This window comes from Vibrio sp. D173a, assembly GCF_030248475.1.
Map to the genome: position 1 here is coordinate 1 of NZ_JAHGAH010001532.1, position 979 is coordinate 979.

1 protein-coding gene and 1 pseudogene are annotated in these 979 nt (G+C 37.9%); both read right to left on the reverse strand.

The window, feature by feature from the left end; all coding sequences use genetic code 11:
* Positions 1 to 297 (reverse strand): annotated as a pseudogene (locus tag KIV40_RS34550) (UDP-glucose 6-dehydrogenase); the annotation flags it as partial.
* A gap of 57 nt (positions 298 to 354) precedes the next feature.
* Positions 355 to 903 (reverse strand): sugar transferase, encoded by a 549-nt coding sequence (locus KIV40_RS34555; protein WP_285353966.1) that lies wholly within the window; start codon positions 901 to 903, stop codon positions 355 to 357.
* Positions 904 to 979 lie beyond the last annotated feature (76 nt).

Here is a 979-nt window from a genome sequence, read left to right on the forward strand (position 1 = left end):
CATCTCTACTGAAGAAGTATTGAAATAGTTAGTTTCAACATCATAATCGGTAGGTGTAGCAATCACTACATACTCTGCATTTGAATAGGCAAGCTCTTTATCAAGAGTAGCCATAAAGTTTAATGGCTTATTTGCCAAAAATTCTTCAATCTCCGCATCAGCAATAGGAGACACTTTATCGTTAAGTAGCCTTATTTTTTCTTCGACAATATCAACAGCGATAACTTCATGATGTTGAGCCAACAACATCGCATTTGATAAGCCTACATAGCCTGTACCGGCAATTGCAATTTTCATAAATAGCCAAACGTGTTCGTTAATTAAAATAAAAAAGATAGACCTTTGAAATATCTTCTATTTCACTGCATCACCGGCCCCACTTCCAGTTGCGGTCATAATGATATATTTAAAGTAATCTTTTAGTGTTAATGAATCTATCATCTGTTTGTCAGTTTTAGCCAATAATTGGGGCGTAGACATATCGATATTTTGCACTTGAGCTAAGCCGGTAATCCCGGGTAATACGTCATAAACACTGTGTGCGTCACGCTCTTTAATCAACTCTTCCTGGTTAAATAAGTTGGGGCGCGGGCCAACTAGGCTCATTTCACCCTTAACAACATTAATCAGCTGCGGAAGTTCATCAATTTTAGTCTTGCGCAAGAATGCACCTAACTTAGTAATCGATGCATTGTTGGCTAAATGGCTAGCCACTGATTTCGTTTCGACAGACATAGTACGAAACTTAATAAGTTTGAATGGTTTTTTGTTACGTCCTACTCTTTCCTGAATAAGAATAGGCGAACCTGTATCAAACAAGCCAATGATGGTAACAATGAGTAATACAGGCGACAAAAAAAGCAAACCAAAAAAGGCAGCTAGGAAATCAATTAAACGAATCATGCTTTATCACTACTTTTCTTTGATTGAAGAAAGGCTTCAGCGGTTTGCTTAAAGCCCTCTTGTAGAGATTGGGGCG